The following is a 2,500-nucleotide window of genomic DNA, read 5'->3' as shown; positions in this document are numbered from 1 at the left end:
ACCAGTACCGTGAGGGAAAGGCGAAAAGAACCCCGGGAGGGGAGTGAAACAGATCCTGAAACCGCATGCATACAAACAGTCGGAGCCTCGCAAGGGGTGACGGCGTACCTTTTGTATAATGGGTCAGCGACTTACATTCAGTGGCAAGCTTAACCGAATAGGGCAGGCGTAGCGAAAGCGAGTCCGAACAGGGCGTCCAGTCGCTGGGTGTAGACCCGAAACCAGGTGATCTATCCATGGCCAGGTTGAAGGCACGGTAACACGTGCTGGAGGACCGAACCCACTAACGTTGAAAAGTTAGGGGATGAGCTGTGGATAGGGGTGAAAGGCTAAACAAACCTGGAAATAGCTGGTTCTCTCCGAAAACTATTTAGGTAGTGCCTCGTGTATCACCTTCGGGGGTAGAGCACTGTCATGGTTGATGGGTCCATTGCGGATTACGTCGCCATAGCAAACTCCGAATACCGAAGAGTGCAATCACGGGAGACAGACATCGGGTGCTAACGTCCGGTGTCAAGAGGGAAACAACCCAGACCGCCAGCTAAGGTCCCCAAATATGGCTAAGTGGGAAACGAAGTGGGAAGGCTAAAACAGTCAGGAGGTTGGCTTAGAAGCAGCCACCCTTTAAAGAAAGCGTAATAGCTCACTGATCGAGTCGTCCTGCGCGGAAGATGTAACGGGGCTAAGCCATATACCGAAGCTGCGGATGCACATTTATGTGCATGGTAGGAGAGCGTTCCGTAAGCCTGCGAAGGTGCGTTGAAAAGCGTGCTGGAGGTATCGGAAGTGCGAATGCTGACATGAGTAGCGATAAAGGGGGTGAAAGGCCCCCTCGCCGTAAGCCCAAGGTTTCCTACGCAACGTTCATCGGCGTAGGGTGAGTCGGCCCCTAAGGCGAGGCAGAAATGCGTAGCTGATGGGAAGCAGGTCAATATTCCTGCACCATTGTTGAATGCGATGGGGGGACGGATCGCGGAAGGTTGTCCGGGTGTTGGAAGTCCCGGTCCTTGCATTGGAGAAGGCGCTTTGGCAAATCCGGGCGCGGGATTCAAGGGTGTGAGGCCAGTCTCTTCGGAGACGAAGCAACTGGAAGTGGTTCCAAGAAAAGCCTCTAAGCTTCAGTTCAACAGTGACCGTACCGCAAACCGACACAGGTGGGCGAGATGAGTATTCTAAGGCGCTTGAGAGAACTCGGGAGAAGGAACTCGGCAAATTGGTACCGTAACTTCGGGATAAGGTACGCCCTGGTAGCTTGACTGGCTTGCGCCAGAAGGGTGAAGGGGTTGCAATAAACTGGTGGCTGCGACTGTTTAATAAAAACACAGCACTCTGCAAACACGAAAGTGGACGTATAGGGTGTGACGCCTGCCCGGTGCCGGAAGATTAAATGATGGGGTGCAAGCTCTTGATTGAAGTCCCGGTAAACGGCGGCCGTAACTATAACGGTCCTAAGGTAGCGAAATTCCTTGTCGGGTAAGTTCCGACCTGCACGAATGGCGTAACGATGGCCACACTGTCTCCTCCCGAGACTCAGCGAAGTTGAAGTGTTTGTGATGATGCAATCTCCCCGCGGCTAGACGGAAAGACCCCATGAACCTTTACTGTAGCTTTGCATTGGACTTTGAACCGGTTTGTGTAGGATAGGTGGGAGGCTGTGAAGCGGGAACGCTAGTTTCCGTGGAGCCGTCCTTGAAATACCACCCTGATCTGTTTGAGGTTCTAACCTTGGTCCGTGATCCGGATCGGGGACAGTGCATGGTAGGCAGTTTGACTGGGGCGGTCTCCTCCCAAAGGGTAACGGAGGAGTACGAAGGTACGCTAGGTACGGTCGGAAATCGTGCTGATAGTGCAATGGCATAAGCGTGCTTGACTGTGAGACTCACAAGTCGAACAGGTGCGAAAGCAGGTCATAGTGATCCGGTGGTTCTGTATGGAAGGGCCATCGCTCAACGGATAAAAGGTACTCTGGGGATAACAGGCTGATACCGCCCAAGAGTTCATATCGACGGCGGTGTTTGGCACCTCGATGTCGGCTCATCTCATCCTGGGGCTGTAGCCGGTCCCAAGGGTATGGCTGTTCGCCATTTAAAGAGGTACGTGAGCTGGGTTTAAAACGTCGTGAGACAGTTTGGTCCCTATCTGCCGTGGGCGCTGGAAGTTTGAGGGGGCCTGCTCCTAGTACGAGAGGACCGGAGTGGACGAACCTCTGGTGTACCGGTTGTGACGCCAGTCGCATCGCCGGGTAGCTATGTTCGGAAGAGATAACCGCTGAAAGCATCTAAGCGGGAAACTCGCCTCAAGATGAGACTTCCCCGGGGACTTGATCCCCTTGAAGGGTCGTTCGAGACCAGGACGTTGATAGGTCAGGTGTGGAAGCGCAGTAATGCGTTAAGCTAACTGATACTAATTGCCCGTAAGGCTTGATCCTATAACAGGTGTGTTTTTAAAGACGCACGGTTGAGATCACGTGTCGGTCTACGTTAATGCTTCAGCATTTACG

General features: G+C 53.3%; 1 rRNA gene (cut by a window edge). It reads left to right on the top strand.

Annotated elements, in window-relative coordinates:
* Window positions 1-2,428, top strand: a 23S ribosomal RNA gene (locus BFD71_RS38580); it begins 452 nt to the left of the window's first position.
* Window positions 2,429-2,500: the final 72 nt, after the last annotated feature.

Source organism: Paraburkholderia nodosa, assembly GCF_001718195.1.
In the GTDB taxonomy this organism is placed as follows: Bacteria; Pseudomonadota; Gammaproteobacteria; order Burkholderiales; family Burkholderiaceae; genus Paraburkholderia; species Paraburkholderia nodosa_A.
This window is presented reverse-complemented; position numbering and strand designations above follow the sequence as displayed.